At 31.2% G+C, this 15,770-nt stretch carries 16 protein-coding genes; 11 read left to right on the plus strand and 5 right to left on the minus strand.

The window, feature by feature from the left end:
* The first annotated feature begins 2 nt into the window (after positions 1 to 2).
* From ACTTA0_RS06075 to ACTTA0_RS06090, 4 genes are read left to right on the plus strand one after another with little or no spacing between them, the layout of a single operon-like run.
* Entirely contained in the window at positions 3 to 1,058 is a 1,056-nt protein-coding gene (locus tag ACTTA0_RS06075; RefSeq protein ID WP_440676442.1) for an ABC transporter ATP-binding protein, read from the plus strand.
* Between the two features lie 4 nt (positions 1,059 to 1,062).
* Positions 1,063 to 1,974: a bifunctional enoyl-CoA hydratase/phosphate acetyltransferase gene (locus tag ACTTA0_RS06080; protein ID WP_440676443.1), complete on the plus strand. Its 912-nt coding sequence runs from the start codon at positions 1,063 to 1,065 to the stop codon at positions 1,972 to 1,974.
* Positions 1,975 to 2,034: 60 nt separating this feature from the next.
* The gene (gene hisD, locus ACTTA0_RS06085; RefSeq protein ID WP_440614200.1) at positions 2,035 to 3,315 is read left to right on the plus strand and encodes a histidinol dehydrogenase; all 1,281 of its coding nucleotides are present in this window, start codon (positions 2,035 to 2,037) and stop codon (positions 3,313 to 3,315) included.
* A gap of 24 nt (positions 3,316 to 3,339) precedes the next feature.
* The gene (locus ACTTA0_RS06090) at positions 3,340 to 3,705 is read left to right on the plus strand and encodes a rhodanese-like domain-containing protein (protein ID WP_440676444.1); all 366 of its coding nucleotides are present in this window, start codon (positions 3,340 to 3,342) and stop codon (positions 3,703 to 3,705) included.
* Here ACTTA0_RS06090 and ACTTA0_RS06095 read toward each other — a convergent pair.
* On the minus strand, positions 3,702 to 4,787 hold the full coding sequence (locus tag ACTTA0_RS06095; RefSeq protein ID WP_440648057.1) for an ester cyclase: 1,086 nt from the start codon (positions 4,785 to 4,787) through the stop codon (positions 3,702 to 3,704). The two genes, ACTTA0_RS06090 and ACTTA0_RS06095, sit on opposite strands and share 4 nt — an antisense overlap.
* Before the next feature lie 49 nt (positions 4,788 to 4,836).
* Between ACTTA0_RS06095 and ACTTA0_RS06100 the strand changes: the two genes are divergently transcribed.
* The 7 genes from ACTTA0_RS06100 (at position 4,837) to ACTTA0_RS06130 (ending at position 11,804) form a co-directional block, all read left to right on the plus strand.
* Positions 4,837 to 5,781, plus strand: coding sequence for a cupin domain-containing protein (locus ACTTA0_RS06100; protein ID WP_440648059.1), 945 nt, complete (start codon positions 4,837 to 4,839; stop codon positions 5,779 to 5,781).
* Complete coding sequence (locus tag ACTTA0_RS06105; protein WP_440652300.1) at positions 5,781 to 6,743, plus strand: ester cyclase; 963 nt, start codon at positions 5,781 to 5,783, stop codon at positions 6,741 to 6,743. The genes ACTTA0_RS06100 and ACTTA0_RS06105 overlap by 1 nt, the downstream gene beginning before the upstream one ends.
* Before the next feature lie 3 nt (positions 6,744 to 6,746).
* Entirely contained in the window at positions 6,747 to 7,874 is a 1,128-nt protein-coding gene (locus ACTTA0_RS06110) for a cobalamin-independent methionine synthase II family protein (protein WP_440652299.1), read from the plus strand.
* Between the two features lie 85 nt (positions 7,875 to 7,959).
* The gene (locus tag ACTTA0_RS06115; RefSeq protein WP_440652298.1) at positions 7,960 to 9,180 is read left to right on the plus strand and encodes an ABC transporter substrate-binding protein; all 1,221 of its coding nucleotides are present in this window, start codon (positions 7,960 to 7,962) and stop codon (positions 9,178 to 9,180) included.
* 49 nt (positions 9,181 to 9,229) lie between these two features.
* A complete protein-coding gene (locus ACTTA0_RS06120; RefSeq protein ID WP_440648067.1) occupies positions 9,230 to 10,258 on the plus strand; it encodes a carbohydrate ABC transporter permease in 1,029 nt (342 codons plus the stop codon).
* 2 nt (positions 10,259 to 10,260) lie between these two features.
* Positions 10,261 to 11,142, plus strand: a complete 882-nt coding sequence (locus ACTTA0_RS06125; protein ID WP_075505887.1) for a carbohydrate ABC transporter permease — start codon at positions 10,261 to 10,263, stop codon at positions 11,140 to 11,142.
* The gene (locus tag ACTTA0_RS06130; RefSeq protein ID WP_440676445.1) at positions 11,139 to 11,804 is read left to right on the plus strand and encodes an HAD-IA family hydrolase; all 666 of its coding nucleotides are present in this window, start codon (positions 11,139 to 11,141) and stop codon (positions 11,802 to 11,804) included. The genes ACTTA0_RS06125 and ACTTA0_RS06130 overlap by 4 nt, the downstream gene beginning before the upstream one ends.
* On the opposite strand, the gene ACTTA0_RS06135 is transcribed toward ACTTA0_RS06130, so the two are convergent.
* Genes ACTTA0_RS06135 through ACTTA0_RS06150 form a run of 4 tightly spaced genes read right to left on the minus strand, consistent with a single transcriptional unit; the run spans position 11,791 to position 15,726 of the window.
* On the minus strand, positions 11,791 to 12,546 hold the full coding sequence (locus tag ACTTA0_RS06135) for an alpha/beta fold hydrolase (RefSeq protein ID WP_440648071.1): 756 nt from the start codon (positions 12,544 to 12,546) through the stop codon (positions 11,791 to 11,793). The two genes, ACTTA0_RS06130 and ACTTA0_RS06135, sit on opposite strands and share 14 nt — an antisense overlap.
* Complete coding sequence (locus tag ACTTA0_RS06140; protein ID WP_440648073.1) at positions 12,543 to 13,160, minus strand: LysE/ArgO family amino acid transporter; 618 nt, start codon at positions 13,158 to 13,160, stop codon at positions 12,543 to 12,545. Before ACTTA0_RS06140 ends, ACTTA0_RS06135 begins: the two co-directional genes overlap by 4 nt.
* 9 nt (positions 13,161 to 13,169) lie before the next feature.
* Positions 13,170 to 14,675, minus strand: a complete 1,506-nt coding sequence (locus ACTTA0_RS06145) for an ABC transporter permease (protein WP_440648075.1) — start codon at positions 14,673 to 14,675, stop codon at positions 13,170 to 13,172.
* Positions 14,665 to 15,726: a quaternary amine ABC transporter ATP-binding protein gene (locus ACTTA0_RS06150; RefSeq protein ID WP_440652296.1), complete on the minus strand. Its 1,062-nt coding sequence runs from the start codon at positions 15,724 to 15,726 to the stop codon at positions 14,665 to 14,667. Before ACTTA0_RS06150 ends, ACTTA0_RS06145 begins: the two co-directional genes overlap by 11 nt.
* Positions 15,727 to 15,770: the final 44 nt, after the last annotated feature.

Raw genomic sequence — 15,770 nt, forward strand, 5'->3', positions numbered from 1 at the left:
TAATGAAAAAAGCTGAAGTAAAGTTTGAAAATATTACAAAGAAATTTAACGAAACTACAGCTGTTGATAATGTTAGTTGTAAATTTGAAGCTGGAACGTTGACAACTTTGCTTGGTCCATCTGGATGTGGGAAAACTACTTCACTAAGAATTATTGCAGGTCTAGAAAGAGCTACAAGTGGAAAAATTTTAGTTGATGATGAGGACGTAACATTACTGCCTGCAACAGATAGAGATGTGTCTATGGTATTTCAATCTTACGCTTTATTTCCACACATGAGTGTATTGGAAAATGTTTCTTATGGTTTAAAAATGATCAATGTAAATAAAGAGGAATACGTTCAAAAATCATTAGAAACATTAAAACTAGTAAACCTTGAAGGATATGAAAACAGAATGCCTTCAGAATTATCTGGAGGACAACAACAAAGAGTTGCTGTGGCAAGAGCTATTGTATTGGAGCCAAAAGTGCTTCTATTTGATGAGCCTCTTTCAAACTTAGATGCAAAATTAAGAAGACAAGTTAGAGAAGACATCAGGGAAATCCAACAAAAGTTGGGGGTAACAACTATTTACGTAACACATGATCAAGAGGAAGCTTTAGCTATCTCAGACAAAGTAATCGTAATGAACAATGCAATAATTGCTCAAGAAGGCAGCCCAAAAGATCTTTATAATTTTCCTAAAAATAAATTTGTTGCAAATTTTATTGGTGATGCAAATGTTGTGAAAGCCGAGGTCATAAATAAAAATTCAAATTCATATGATATTAAAATAGCTGAAATGAATATCAAAATTCAAAGTGAAAATGAATTAAATGGAGATATTTCTGTCGCCTTAAGACCAGAAAAAATATCAATTGATAGAAATAAAGGTGATAATTGTATTCATGCTACTGTAAATAATGCATCTTTTGTGGGCAGTAGTTATCAATATATTTTAAATTCTAAAGTTGGGAAATTATATGTTGTATCAGGTGATACAAATGACATTTTTAAAGTTGGAGAAGAAGTTTTCTTGAGTATAAATGAGCAAGAAGTAAAAATTCTTAACGACTAAAATTATGCTTTCAAATAAAGAAATTGTCTGTCCAAATAAACTATTAGATATAGCTCATAGTAAAAAAGGAGTAAGAGTTGCAGTTGTAAATGCGGGGAAACCCCTGCCCATGTTATCTGTTCAAGATGCTGTAAATGAAAATCTAATTGAACCAGTTTTTATCGGTCATGAATTTGAAATACAAAAATGTGCTGAGGATCTTGGTTGGGATATTTCAAAATATGAACTTATCCATGAGCCAGTTGAAAACAATACGGCAAAAATTGCTGCTAAACTTGCAAGTGAAGGTAAAGTTAAAATAATTGTTAAAGGACATATTCATACTGATGTTCTTATGAAAGAAGTTTTAAAGCGAGAGTACAACTTATTGGGTAAAACAAGATTAAGTCATATCTGGCATATGACTATTGGAAAAGATGATAAGCCATTAATAATAACTGATGGTGCTTTAAATGTATTGCCAAATGTTAAAACAAAAATGCATATTCTCAAAAATGTAATAAATTTTTCAAATCGTATAGGAATTGAAAGACCAAAAGTTTCTGTATTGTCTGCAACAGAAGAAGTTTTAGAAAGTGTACCAAGCTCAATTGAAGCTGCTGAAATAACAAAACTTGCTAAAGAAGAAAATTTAAATGCAGATGTATTTGGACCCTTAGCATTTGATAACAGTATTTCAAAAAAATCTGCTGGTATTAAAGGTATTAAAAATTTAGTTGCTGGAGAAGCTGATGTATTATTGGTTCCAAGTGTTGAAACTGGAAATGCTTTAGTTAAAATGATGATTTATTTTATGGGTGCATGTGCTGCAGGAGTTGTAGTTGGAGGAAAAGTCCCAGTTGTAATAACTAGTAGATCAGATGAAGCACAAGCAAGATTGGCATCTATAGCTGCGGCAGTAGTAGCTTTGGACTAAATGATTAATTGAATTTTATTAGAAATTAACCTAAAAACTTTAAATTTTAAAAGGAGAGAAATGGCAATTACATACTTAAAAAAATCACCAAAAACATCATCAACTGACGATACAAAAACTAGAGAAATAGTTGAAAATATTCTTAAAGATATTGAGACAAGTAAAGAAGAAGGTTGCAAAGAACTTTCTAAAAAATTTGATAAGTATGAAGGTGAAGTAGTTATCTCTAAAGAAAAAATTGAAGATATTAAAAAAAATTTAGATCAAAAAACAAAAGATGATGTCCAATTTGCTCATGAAAGAGTGAGAAAATTTGCGGAAGCTCAATTAAAAAATTATGGTCAAGATTTTGAAGTTGAATTATCTGAAGGTTTATATGCAGGTCAAAGATTAATTCCTGTTAATACAGCTGGATGTTATGTACCTGCTGGAAGATATGCTCACATTGCATCTGCAGTAATGAGTGTAACAACTGCAAAAGTAGCAGGAGTTAAAAATATTTTAGTATGTAGCTCTCCAAAACCTGGTGTTGGTGTTCATCCAACTATTGTTTACACAGCTGATCTTTGTGGTGCAGATGTAATTATGAATTTAGGTGGAGTTCAAGCAATAGCTGCAATGACAAATGGTTTATTTGGAAATGCGCCTGCTGATATATTGGTAGGTCCTGGAAACCAATTTGTTGCTGAAGCTAAAAGAATTTTATTTGGTAAAGTAGGTATTGATTTATTTGCAGGTCCAACAGAAATTGGAATTATTGCTGATGAAAACGCAGATCCAGAAATCGTTGCAGTAGATTTAGTTGGTCAAGCAGAGCACGGATACAATTCACCAGCTTGGCTTTGGACAACAAGTAAAGAATTAGCAGAAAAGGTAATTAAAAGAGTGCCTGAACTTATTGCTGATCTTCCTGAGTTACCAAGAACTAATGCAGAAGCTGCTTGGAGAGATTACGGAGAAGTTGTTCTTTGTGATACAGATGAGGAAATGGCTACGATTAGTGATGAGTACGCGCCTGAACACTTAGAAGTTCAAACTAAAAACTTAGAGTGGTTCCACAAAAGATTAAAAAATTACGGGTCTTTATTTATTGGTGAAGAAACAACTGTTGCTTATGGTGATAAATGCTCCGGAACAAATCATATTCTTCCAACTAAAGGTGCTGGAAGATATACGGGTGGTTTGTTTGTTGGTAAATTTATCAAAACTTTAAGTTTCCAAAGAATGACCAAAGAATCTACTGAACTTGTTGGAGCAGCTGCTGCTAGACTTTCAAGATATGAAGGAATGGAAGCTCATGCAAGAACTGGTGATGTTAGATTGAAAAAATACGGTTACTAAACAATTTATTAAATAGGATTTAACATGAAAAAATTTGAAGATGTAATGAGCGTCAGCAATGAAATTGAAAACATCACTGCTGAAGAGGCAAAAAAGAAATTAAATGATCCTAATGTTCAATTTATCGATGTTAGAGATAAAGAAAGTTATTCTAAAGGGACTATTGGAAATGCAATGCATTTAGATAGAGGTTTGCTAGAATTTTATTTAGCTGAAGGAAGTCCTATTGAAAACGATACTTTTAAAAATAATCCTGACAAAGAATATGTTGTATTTTGTGGTTTAGGAGGACAAGGAACTCTTGCTACAAAAACAATGAAAGAAATGGGAATTAAGAACGTTAAAAATATTTCAGGCGGTATGTCTGAGTGGGATAAGTTAAAAGATTAGTCCTTAATTAAATCTAAAACATCAATACCTATTTGCTTAAGTATATGTATTAAGTCTATAGGTACCCAGTTTTCTCTAATTTTACCTTCGTGGTGATGGTAAAAATCCATTACTCTCATAGTTACATTTTGATTATCAGATTTGTATCCTAACCAATCTTCTGACCCGTAAACTGCTTGTATACTATGCCAGCCAGCAGTCATTGAAAAGTTTCCATCACCAAGTTCACAGTAATGTCCTAGCTTCCAGTAATTTCTTTCTTTAAAAGTTTTTCTAAATGGTAACTGATGATTATCAACAAATCCCTCCAGGTTTCTTCCAGTACCTATTCCACTTGGTCCATACCATATCATTTTATCATGCCAAAATTCACTTTGTGGATGATTAATTAGTTTATCTTTTAATTCTTTATCTGAATTAGTTTCCAACTCTGGCTTTATGTTCAAGCTTCTTTGCATCGTTAAAGATTGGTCTAAACTTGCTTCAGAAACTTTCATATCTTTTTCAAAATAATTTACACCATCGGTATTAATTGGATTTAGCCAATTTCCTTCTGAACCTCTTGAAGGATTTATTGGATTTTTTCCTGTTTGAAATATTAAATCTAATAAATCAATTAAGATATAACTCTCTACAATTTTATCATTTTTCAATTCATGTACTTCGCAGCATTTAAGATTTACCATTTTATTAATTGGCTTTATTCCAAAAATAGGTTTTTTGAATGTGCCTGAAAGCATCGATACTGATCCAACTTGAACTTTATCTCTAAATGTACCCCCAATGACTATCTGTTCTCTTCTCTCAATGTCTGGAAAAGCTTCAAATAGAGGTAGCCAAAATTTTTCTTTAAATGTATTTGCACCTTCAAATTCATTAACAGGGTGAAAACAATTAACTTTTACATCTTTGTCAAAATAATTTTCTATATTTTGATCTAATTTAGATATTCCACCTTCTATAATTGTTTTTAAGTAGCCTCTTACTTTTGTTTTATTATTGAAATTTTCTTCAGGTGTAATTTCTAATTTTTTTACACCTTGCCGTTCTTTTAAACCTGTATCAAATTGTTGTATTGGCATTTATAATAATTTAAGTAGGGTTAATAACATAATTCAATTAGAAAAACATATGGAAAATAGGTTAGCAAAATTTAATGAGTTGGTTCCAAGCACCCTGCCCTTTGTGGAAGGAAAACTTGAAGGTCACAAAGAAAGAAAAAATTATTCTATAGTTGGACCTGGTGTAGCTGAAGATAGCAAACAATTTATAAAAATTGCTATGCCTCATAGTTTTAATTTAGGCGCTGTGTCAGCACTTCCCCAAAATGGTTCGGGCCTACATAGTCACACAACTGCAGAAGTATTTGTTATTTATTCTGGTAGATGGAGATTTTATTGGGGAGCAGAAGGAAAAGATGAAACAATTTTGAATGCTGGTGACATAATTTCAATGCCAACTAACATGTTTAGAGCATTTGAAAACGCAGGTGACGAAGAAGGACTAATTTTTGTTGTTTTAGGTGGAGATGATCCTGGAATAATAACTTGGGTTCCAAGTGTTTTAGAAAAAGCAAAAAAAACTGGTATGGCACTATTAAATGATAATTCATTAATTGATTTATCTGTTAATCAAATTCCAGACGGAAAAACAATTCTCGAGCCTATTTCTCAAGAGGAAATAAAAAAATTTGATAACTATAAATTGGATCAACTAGAAAAATTTATATGTAAAAGTAATGAAAATTCAAAACATGAAAACAAACTCAATGAGAATGTTAATTTAATTCAAATTCTTGGAAGCAAATTTGAAAAAAAAGAGTTCTCTCCAGTAATAAATCAAGATACAGGATTTAACCTTTCAATTTTAAAATCCAGTAAAGGCTATATTAATAATTTAAAATTTGAAAAACCTACAATAATGTTCTCAAGAACTGGAAAATGGGAAATTATGATTGATGATTTTAAGTGTGTTTTAAATGCTAAAGACACAATTTCTATTCCAATTAATTCAAAAGTTAATATTAAAATAGATGAAAATGAGGACAGTTACTTAAATTGTGTAACACAAATCTAATGAAAGGTTTTGATCCAAAATATAAAAACTTTCCTGATTACATACTAAAAATAACTAAACAAATTTGGGAAAATAAAGATGTTGAGTCTATTGGTCAATTTTATAGCGATAACATTCCAGTTAGATCACCATTTGGTGTCACCTATGGAAACAAACCTGTAATCGATGCTACTTATGCGACCTTAAAAGAATTTCCTAACAGACAATTGCTTGGTGAAGATGTGATTTGGAATGGAAATGATGATATCGGTTATCATTCATCTCATAGAATTTTAAGTAAAGGAACACATCTTGGTGATGGTTCATACGGCAAACCAACTGGTAAAGATATTTATTACAGAGTAATTGCTGATTGTGCATGCAAAAATAATCAAGTCTATGATGAATGGATTGTTCGTGATCAAGGTGCAATGGTAAGACAAATAGGATTTACACCAAAAGATTTTGCGCAAATGCTTATAGATAAAGAAGGTGGTGTTGAAAAAGCAAAACAATTATTTAATTCAAATTCTGAGATGAATTCAGATTACAAACAAGACGTTGTACCTAATGATTCTGCTGGAGGTAAATACTCCAAAATATTAAAAAATATCTTTAAAGATGATTATGATTTTTCCAACTATGCAAGAGCTGCAACTATTTATTGGCCTGGAAACAAAATCGGACATGGGAGAGAGGATATAATGAAATTTTGGAATGCTTTAAAAAATACTTTGAGTAATATGAAATTTTCTGTTGAGCACATTGGTTATTTAGAAGAGGAAGACAAAAATCCTAAAGCATCAATAAGATGGTTTCTAGAGGGTAAACATTCTAAAGACACTGAAGAATTTGGAGAAAAATCAAATAAAAATATTTTTATAATGGGTATAAACCATGCAGAAATAATTGATGAAAATGTTATAAGAGAATGGGTTTTGTTTGATGAGATTGCAATTTGGAAACAAATTTTAATGAAATAAATTATGAGTAAAATTAAAACAACACATGTAGGAAGTTTACCAAGATCAAATGAATTGTCTGATCTTTTATTTAAGAAAGATCAAAAAGAAAAAATAGATTTAAATCAATTTGATGAAATTGTTCAAAGAGATGTAGACAATATTGTTAAAAAACAAATAGAAGTTGGAATTGACTATATTAGTGACGGTGAAATGTCTAAGATTAGCTATGCAACTTATGTTAAAGATCGAATTGATGGCTTTTCAGGAGAGAGTGAAAGAAAAGCACCAAAAGATTTAGATGACTTTCCATCTTTTAAAGAAAGAATTGCAAGAACAGGTGGTACTCCTACTTACACAAGACCTTGTTGTACAAGTGAATTAAAAATTAAAGATAAAACTTCCCTAACAAAAGACATAAATAATTTTAAACAAGCTTTAGAAAAAAATAATCATAAAGATGCGTTCATGAATGCTGCTTCTCCAGGAGTTATTTCAGCTTTCTTACCCAATAAATTTTATAAAAATGATGATGAATATTTAGAAAATTTATCTAACCTGATGAAAGATGAATATGAAGAAATTACATCAAATGGATTAAAACTTCAGTTAGATTGTCCAGATTTAGCTCTTGCAAGACACATGACTTTTAAAGATTTATCAGAAGAAGAATTTTTAAGAAGAGCAGAAAAACAAATAGAATGTTTAAATAACGCTATTAGCAATATAGATAGCTCCAAGATAAGAATGCATATTTGCTGGGGAAATTATGAAGGACCCCATTTACATGACATTGCGCTAGAAAAAATTATGCCTATAGCTTTAAAGGCTAATATACAAACTTATTTAATTGAGTCGTCAAATCCAAGACATTCTCATGAGTGGCAAATTTTTGAAAATTTAAAAATCCCAAACGACAAAATAATTGCTCCTGGAGTAATCGACTCAACCACAAACTTTGTCGAACATCCCGAGGTTGTAAAAAATAGACTTGTAACTTATTCAAAAGTTGTTGAGAAAGATCAACTGGTTGCTGGAACAGATTGTGGTTTTAGTACCTTTGCTGGCTTTGGAAATGTTGATGAAAATATTGTTTATAAGAAGCTAGAGTCTTTGGTGCATGGCGCAGAACTTGCGTCAAAAGTGATTTAATTACCTCTTTAATTTAAACTTCTTAATAGATATAGTTTTTGAACTTAAATTATAATTTAACAACAAATATAAAGAGAGAAAACATATGAGAAAAATACTAGTTACTTTATTGTTTTTACTTTTTGGAACTTCTGCAAATGCAGATTGTAACATTAAAAGTGGTTCAATAAATATTTTGGCTAATGATTTTCCTGCATTAAGAACTTTCGTTGAAACTTCTAAACAATGTAAAGGAAGTGCAGATTTTAAAGTGACTCATTCATCTGAGCACAATAAAATCGCAGTGCCAGCTCTTACTGCAAATCCATCTGAATTTTCAGCTAGAATTGCAGCAAACAGTTCAATCGTTCCTTTAATGAACCAAGACTTAATAAGACCTTTGGATGATCTTGTTAAAAAATATGGAAAAGGAATTCAAGACTCTCAATTGATCACAATTGATGGAAAAGTAATGGCTGTAGCATTTATGGCTAATACTCAACACTTATACTATAGAGAGGATGTTTTAAAAGATCTTGGTATAGCTATTCCGAAAACATATGAAGAGGTAGTTGCTGCTTCTGAAAAAATTAGAGCTTCAGGAAAAATGCAATATCCATATGCTGCTGCTTACAAAGCAGGTTGGAACTTAGCAGAAGAGTTTGTGAACATGTACATTGGTCATGGTGGTGAATTCTTTAAGTCTGGAAGTGCAGAACCAAATATAAATAACGCAAAAGGTGTTGCTACTTTAAACATGCTTAAAAAATTATCTGAATTAAGTAACCCAGATTATTTAACACATGATAGTGAAGCTATCAAAGTTGAATGGGAAGCTGGAAATGTTGCATTAATGACATTGTGGGCTTCTAGATCAGGTACACTTTTAGATGATGAAGGTGATGCTAATATTACTAAAGCTACAAAACTAACAGGTCCAGCTACTGTTGCTGGTGGAAATATCCCTGCTGCAACTTTATGGTGGGATGGTTTCACACTTGCAAAAAATAGACCTGATGCTGATGCTGAAGCGACATTTAGAGCTTTAGCGCATGCTGCATCGAACAAGAAAATGGTTGCTGATGCTGCTGACCAAGCTGTTTGGTTAGTAGAAGGATTTGTTCCAGGACCAAAATCTATTGGTGTAATTGAAGCTGTAAAAATGGGTGCAAAACCATATCCAATGTTACCACAAATGGGTTTAATGCATGGCGCATTAGGAAGTGAGATTGTTGAGTTTTTACAAGGTAAAGAGTCAGCTGAACAAGCATTGAAAGATGTTGAAGCTGCTTACACTAGTAAAGCTAAAGAACAAGGCTTTCTATAAAATCTAATCTTTAAGTGGGGACTTGGTCCCCACTTAACAAAAATTTTCAATGCCTAATAAAACATTTTTTTGGTTTTTTTTACCAACAGGATTAGCAATGGTCCTATTTATTGGGCTTCCTATCATTTCTACTGGAATTCAATCTTTTTATGCTCAACATGATCAAGTAGTTAAAGAGGTTAAAAAATGTGATCCATTTGGCTGTACTGTTTCAATTGTAGTCGACAATGAAGCAACTACTAAAATAAGAGAGGCAAAACCTCTTGGAAAATTTAATGGTTTTGGGACGTATATAGATAGAAATCATTTAGCAACAGAAGAAATAAAAAAATTTTGGAATGAAACAGAAACTTTTGGTGAATTTGTTGACCAAGTAACTAATCTACCATTTTACAAAGCACTAATATTTACATTAACTTATTGCATATTTGTAACTCCAAATGTCTTGTTGTTAGGTTTTATTATAGCTTTGAGTTTAAACGCAATCTCAAGAAAAATTAGAGGTCCTTTAATTTTTGGTACTATTTTACCAATGATTGTAACTCCACTAGTTGGGTCTTTGGTATTATTCTGGATGATAGACTCTCAAGGAATAATTGGAGCTAATATTCAAAATTTAATGAATGATCCATATTTGTCTTTGAAATCGTCTAAAACTCTCACGTGGATAACAATTATTATATATGGAATTTGGCATCACTCCCCTTTTGCATTTGTAGTTTTTTATGCTGCGCTTCAAACAGTTCCTCAGGAACCTATTGAAGCTGCAATTATTGATGGTGCTTCAAGATTTCAAAGAATTAAACATATTGTACTACCTCATATCTACCCGGTAGTAACATTTGTTGCATTAATATCATTGATGGACAATTTTAGAGTTTTTGAGCCAATTATAGGTTTTAGTGCTGAAGGTAGTGCGCAATCTCTTTCATGGTTAATTTACGATAACTTAGTAAATGAAGAGGTTATTTTATTTGGTTCAGCTGCAGCGACATCAATGATGACAATCATCGGAATAGCTATTTTGCTTGCCCCTGTATTAGTTAGAACATGGAAAGAATTTAAAACTGCGAGATAAATATGGATTACGGTTTAGATAAAAAATCAAATACTTTAAAAACATTTAATACCATATTTATTATTTCTTGGTTATTAGTTGCATGCTTTCCATTCATCTGGACTTTTTGGGGATCATTTAAAGTAAGAGCAGATTTTTTCTCAAGGTCAGACTGGTGGTATGCTGTTTCAGCTTTTAATACCTTGATTGAAACTGGAGAAAAATTTACAACAAATGCTTATCATGAAGCTTGGTTTGAGGGTGAATTTTGGAAAGCGTCCAAAAATACGATTATTGTTACTGTGTTTGTTGTTAGTATTTCATTGTTTTTGGGAACTCTGGGAGCGTACGCTCTTTCAAGATCAACTGAGAAATACGCATTTTGGATTTTAATGGCAGCTTTAATCTTTAGAGCTATGCCACATATAACTCTAGTCTCGGGTTATCTATTTCCATTTTTTGAATTACAAATATGGGGAATACTGCCAACAACTATTGTTGTTTTAGTTGCTATTAATCAACCATTTACTTTATGGTTACTCTATTCATTCTTTAAAACAATTCCAAAAGAGCTTGATGAAAGTGCGTTGATTGATGGATGTTCATATTTTCAAGCATTCAGGCATATTATAATGCCAGTGATGTGGCCTGGAGTTATTACCGCTGGACTATTTAGTTTAATGCTTGCTTATAATGATTTCACGGTAACAGCTTTACTACTTAATCAAGAAAATCATACAATGGTTCCAAAAATACAAAGTTATTTAGGAACTAACCAACATGAGGGTAATCTAATGTGGGCAGTTTCAGCGGTAGTTTCTGCAACGGCACCATTATTTATGTTAGTCATGTTCTTCCAGAGACAAGTTATCAGTGGTTTAACTACTGGAGCTGTAAAAGGTTGAAGAAAAATTACAAAGCCTTGTTATTCGGTTCTATTGGAACTCTCGTTGAAACATCAGAAATTCAGAGAAAATCCTTTAATGAAGCATTTAAAAAAAAAGGATTGGATTGGTATTGGACTAAAAAAGAATATATCAAACTTCTAAACAAATCAGGTGGTAGAGATAGAATAACAGAATATGCAAGAACAAAAGGTATTAAAGTTAATGCTAAGCAATTAAGAGATTTAAAAACTAAACTATTCAATAATTATTTAAAAAAAAATCATTTAAAATTAAGACCTGGTGTTAAAAATATAATTAATGTTTGTAATAAAGAAAAAATTAAACTAGCTTTTGTAACTTCTACCTCAAAAAATAATATTAATTCTATTCTTTTCTCATTAAGAAAATCAATTAGTCCAAAAAACTTCAATTTTATTGGAAATTCAAAATTAGTTAAAAATTTAAAACCAAATCCAGACATATACCTTCTTGCATTAAAAAAGCTTAAATTAAAACCTAACCAATGTTTAGCTATTGAAGATTCTCAAGAAAGTTTAAATTCAGCAGTTAAAGCAAAAATTAAATGCATAATTTTTCCAGGAAAGTTTCACTTAAATAAAAAGTTTAAGAACGCTTTTAAAAAATTAGAGAAATTAAATAAAAATATTATTCTGAAATAAAATCATTTACCAGATTATTAAATCTATCTGGTTCTTCTAAGTGAACATTGTGACTGCAATTTTTAAATATTTCTAGACGACTATTTTTAATATTTTTATTTAACGTGTCGACCTGTTCAAAATTGTAAGAGATATCTTTATCACCCCATATAATTAAGGTGTCATTTTTAATGTTTTTCAAATTATCAATACCTCTCCAATTTTTCATTGCGAGTAAAGCGTTATCAGCAGTTTCTAATGAAACATTTTTAACTGCATTAGCACATAAAAAATAATTTTTATCTTTATCCCCTTTTACAAACCATTTAGGTGGAACTCTTGAAAATGATACTTCAGCACCCTCTTTCTTAAGTTTCTCTCTTGTTTCGTCCATAGTTTCAAATCTACCGGGGATATCTCCAATAGATCCTGTTGCAAAACAGATTAATTTATTAACTCTATCACCAATTAATTTTGTTATTTCTTGAACAATCATTCCACCCATTGAATGTCCAATTAAATTAAATTTTTCGATTTTTTTTTCATCTAGTATTTCAATTATTTTTTTTGCCATCGCATTAATAGAATTTAATGATTGCACATTATGACTTTCACCAAAACCAGGAAGTGCAGGAGCAATAACTCTAAAATTTTTTGAAAAGTAATCTTTTTGAAAGCACCACATCTCTGAGGAGCCTAAATATCCATGTACTAAAACAAATGGAAAACCTTCACCTTTATCATCTACAAAAATATTACTCATAAAAGCTTAATTATCATTTCCTTTAAAATAAACAAAACTAAAAAACTCATAAAAGCTATGATGAATATATTTATTACCTGCCATATTTTTTTGTCATTAGCATACTTGGAAAGATAATTTGATAAATATCCCAAAATAAAGAAAAACAAAAATGAAGCAAAAGATGCACCTATCGCAAATGAAAGTTTTTGATTTAATAAGTAGTTCTTAGAAAAATTTCCAAGAATAAAAACTGTATCAGAGTAAACATGTGGATTTAAATATGTGAACCCTAATGTTTTTAAGAAAATATTTAACTTTGATACCGCAATAACATTACTTTGAAAATTAACTTCTTTGTAATGAGTTTTAATTTTTGAATAAATAAAATGAATTAAAAAAACCACTAAAAGAAGGTTAAAAATAAATTCAACTATTGAATTAAAAAATTGATTAAAAAAATGAAATAAAAAAATTCCAAAAAAAATTAATATTAAATCAGAAACTGAGCAAATAAAACAAACTAGAAATACATGCTGTTTTTTTAAACCTTGTTCAATTACAAAAATGTTTTGAGCACCAATTGCTAAAATTAAACTTAGGCCAGTAAAAAAACCTAACAGTGCGTATTCCATTGATTTTTCTTAAACTCGTTTTCTACCCTGAACAACTCTATCAAGAATAAGAGCCACAAATAATATAGCAACACCTGCTAAAATACCTTGTCCTACGTTTGCGTATTGAAGCGCTTCTAATACATCTTGACCTAAACCTTTGGCACCGATTAATGATGCAACAACTACCATTGCTAAACTTAACATAACTGTTTGGTTAACACCTGCTAATATAGATGGAGTTGCTAATGGTAAATCTACTTTTCTAAGCAAGTACCATTTAGATGCACCATAAGCGATTGCGGCTTCCCTAATTGTTTCAGGCACTCCTCTTAAACCAAGAACTGTTAGCCTAACTACAGGTGTTCCACCAAATATCATTGTAATAATAACTGCTGCAACTTTTCCAGTTCCAAAAAATGCTATTACAGGAATCATGAATACGAAAGCAGGCATTGTTTGCATGAAATCCATAATCGGTCTGATCATTGAATAAAATCTTTGTCTCCTTGCACAAAAAATTCCAAGAGGAATACCAATTACAATACTTAATACTGCTGCTGTTCCTAAAAGAGCTAATGTTGTCATAGCTTTAACCCAGAAACCTAAAAATCCCATGTAGCACAAAAATCCTGCTGAATATATTGCAGCTCTAGGTCCTGCCGCTAATCCAGTTAAGGTTACGATGGTTGTAATAATTACTATCCAAGGAGTTTTTACAAAAAGTAACTCTAAGAAATCTAGTACTGATCTAATACCTATGGTAATTGCTGTAAATAACGCATCTCCTTTCAATACTGCATAATCAAAGATTGTTTCTACCCATTTTATTGATGTTAACCTGATATCTGGATGAGTTGGAAAATCATCCATTAATGAAATTACACCAGGAAAACTATAATGCACTACAGAAAAAAACATAATAACTGCAGCAAACATTGCGCTTGATACAAAATTCTTAACTTGCATTCCAGGTCTTAGGGTTTTGTCTGATAACCATTCTGAATATCTTTTTTCTAATATCGAGTTAGCTAGTATTCCTTGAACAATTTTAATGGCAATTAACAATCCAATACCAAAAATCGTAATCCAAATAGCTGATGCTTCAATTCTTGCTACTTCATCTATATAGCCTTGCATTGCATCTTCTAGTGATTTGATATTTCTTTTATAAACATCAACTTTATCTGGATTATTTGTAATGGCTGCTTCTAACTGCTTATTTCTAAAAGCTATTGTTGATTCAACTTGTTTGATTTTTTCTACAGCTTCTTTGGTAATATTACCAAACAAACCTCTTATTATTTGAACTACAGAAAAAGTCTCTATTATTAGGAAAGCCAAAGCCCAATTCCAAATATTTCTCATTCCAAACCATATTGGTCCTAAAATTCCAGCATACAAATTGAATGAAAATGAAAAAGAAGGTTTGCTACCAATTTTTTGAAATTCTTTAATATAATATTCAGGATTAGATTTTACAAAATCTGTAATTAATTCTGATCTAGTTGGATTGTGTATTTGTTTATTCTCCATCTCCACCCTCTATAACCGCTTTTAAAAGATCTGATTGCGTTAACACACCAACATTATTTTGATTATTATCTTTAACTAACAATGGTCCTTCGCTAGATTTTGATAACTCAATGAGCTTGCTTAATAATTCATTCTCTCCAACACTTTTGTTGTTTTCATTTAATTTTCCATTAGCACTCTCGTAACTCTCAATAGATTGCATGATTGTTTTTGCTTGAACAACTTTAAGTCTTGAAATTCCTTTTACAAAGTCAGCAACATATTCGTCTGCAGGACTTACAACTATTTCTTCAGGTGTACCTATTTGGATTACTTTTCCATCTCTCATAATAGCAATTCTGTGTCCTACTCTTACTGCTTCATCTAAATCATGAGTAATAAATACTGTAGTTTTTTTCATTTGTTTTGAGAGTTTGATGAATTCAGCCTGAAGCTGTCTTCTAATCAGTGGATCTAATGCGCTAAAAGGTTCGTCCATTAACAGAAACTCTGGATCAGCTGCTAGTGCTCTTGCAAGACCTACCCTTTGTTGCATTCCTCCAGATAGTTCGTGAGCAAACTTATTACCCCAACCTTGTAGCTCTACAATTTCTAAAATTTTATTTGCAGCGTCTAATCTATCATTTTTGCTTACACCTCTTATCTCAAGCGGCATTGCAATGTTATCAACAACAGATCTGTGAGGCATGAGTGCAAAGTTTTGAAAAACCATACCTATTTTTTTATTTCTTAATTCTTGAAGGCTTTCTCTATCTAAGGCCATTACATCCTGACCATTAATTAAAATTTTTCCTGATGTTGGTTCTAAAAGTCTATTAATATGCCTTACTAATGTAGACTTTCCACTCCCTGAAAGCCCCATAACACAGAATATTTCACCTTGTTTAACATCAAATGAAACATCTGAAACTCCAATAACTGAGTTGTAATTTTCTAAGGCTTCTGTTTTTGAAATTTTTTTATTTTGGATTGCATCTAATGCTTCTTTAGAAGTATTTCCAAATACTTTCCAAACATTTTGAATTTGTATTGCTGAACTCGATGAATCCATTTTTGTCTTTTATTATAGGAAAATATACTCGGCAATCTTAAATT

Source organism: Candidatus Pelagibacter sp. HIMB1593, from assembly GCF_052047755.1.
Taxonomy (GTDB): Bacteria; Pseudomonadota; Alphaproteobacteria; order Pelagibacterales; family Pelagibacteraceae; genus Pelagibacter.

Excerpts from the sequence above, each read along its gene's own strand:
- ACTTA0_RS06095 (WP_440648057.1), bottom strand. The coding sequence starts at position 4,787 with ATGCCAATACAACAATTTGATACAGGTTTAAAAGAACGGCAAGGTGTA.
- ACTTA0_RS06120 (WP_440648067.1), top strand. The coding sequence starts at position 9,230 with ATGCCTAATAAAACATTTTTTTGGTTTTTTTTACCAACAGGATTAGCA.
- ACTTA0_RS06075 (WP_440676442.1), top strand. The coding sequence starts at position 3 with ATGAAAAAAGCTGAAGTAAAGTTTGAAAATATTACAAAGAAATTTAAC.
- ACTTA0_RS06115 (WP_440652298.1), top strand. The coding sequence starts at position 7,960 with ATGAGAAAAATACTAGTTACTTTATTGTTTTTACTTTTTGGAACTTCT.
- ACTTA0_RS06135 (WP_440648071.1), bottom strand. The coding sequence starts at position 12,546 with ATGAGTAATATTTTTGTAGATGATAAAGGTGAAGGTTTTCCATTTGTT.
- ACTTA0_RS06150 (WP_440652296.1), bottom strand. The coding sequence starts at position 15,726 with ATGGATTCATCGAGTTCAGCAATACAAATTCAAAATGTTTGGAAAGTA.
- ACTTA0_RS06100 (WP_440648059.1), top strand. The coding sequence starts at position 4,837 with ATGGAAAATAGGTTAGCAAAATTTAATGAGTTGGTTCCAAGCACCCTG.
- ACTTA0_RS06110 (WP_440652299.1), top strand. The coding sequence starts at position 6,747 with ATGAGTAAAATTAAAACAACACATGTAGGAAGTTTACCAAGATCAAAT.
- hisD (WP_440614200.1), top strand. The coding sequence starts at position 2,035 with ATGGCAATTACATACTTAAAAAAATCACCAAAAACATCATCAACTGAC.
- ACTTA0_RS06080 (WP_440676443.1), top strand. The coding sequence starts at position 1,063 with ATGCTTTCAAATAAAGAAATTGTCTGTCCAAATAAACTATTAGATATA.
- ACTTA0_RS06125 (WP_075505887.1), top strand. The coding sequence starts at position 10,261 with ATGGATTACGGTTTAGATAAAAAATCAAATACTTTAAAAACATTTAAT.
- ACTTA0_RS06140 (WP_440648073.1), bottom strand. The coding sequence starts at position 13,160 with ATGGAATACGCACTGTTAGGTTTTTTTACTGGCCTAAGTTTAATTTTA.
- ACTTA0_RS06145 (WP_440648075.1), bottom strand. The coding sequence starts at position 14,675 with ATGGAGAATAAACAAATACACAATCCAACTAGATCAGAATTAATTACA.
- ACTTA0_RS06105 (WP_440652300.1), top strand. The coding sequence starts at position 5,781 with ATGAAAGGTTTTGATCCAAAATATAAAAACTTTCCTGATTACATACTA.
- ACTTA0_RS06090 (WP_440676444.1), top strand. The coding sequence starts at position 3,340 with ATGAAAAAATTTGAAGATGTAATGAGCGTCAGCAATGAAATTGAAAAC.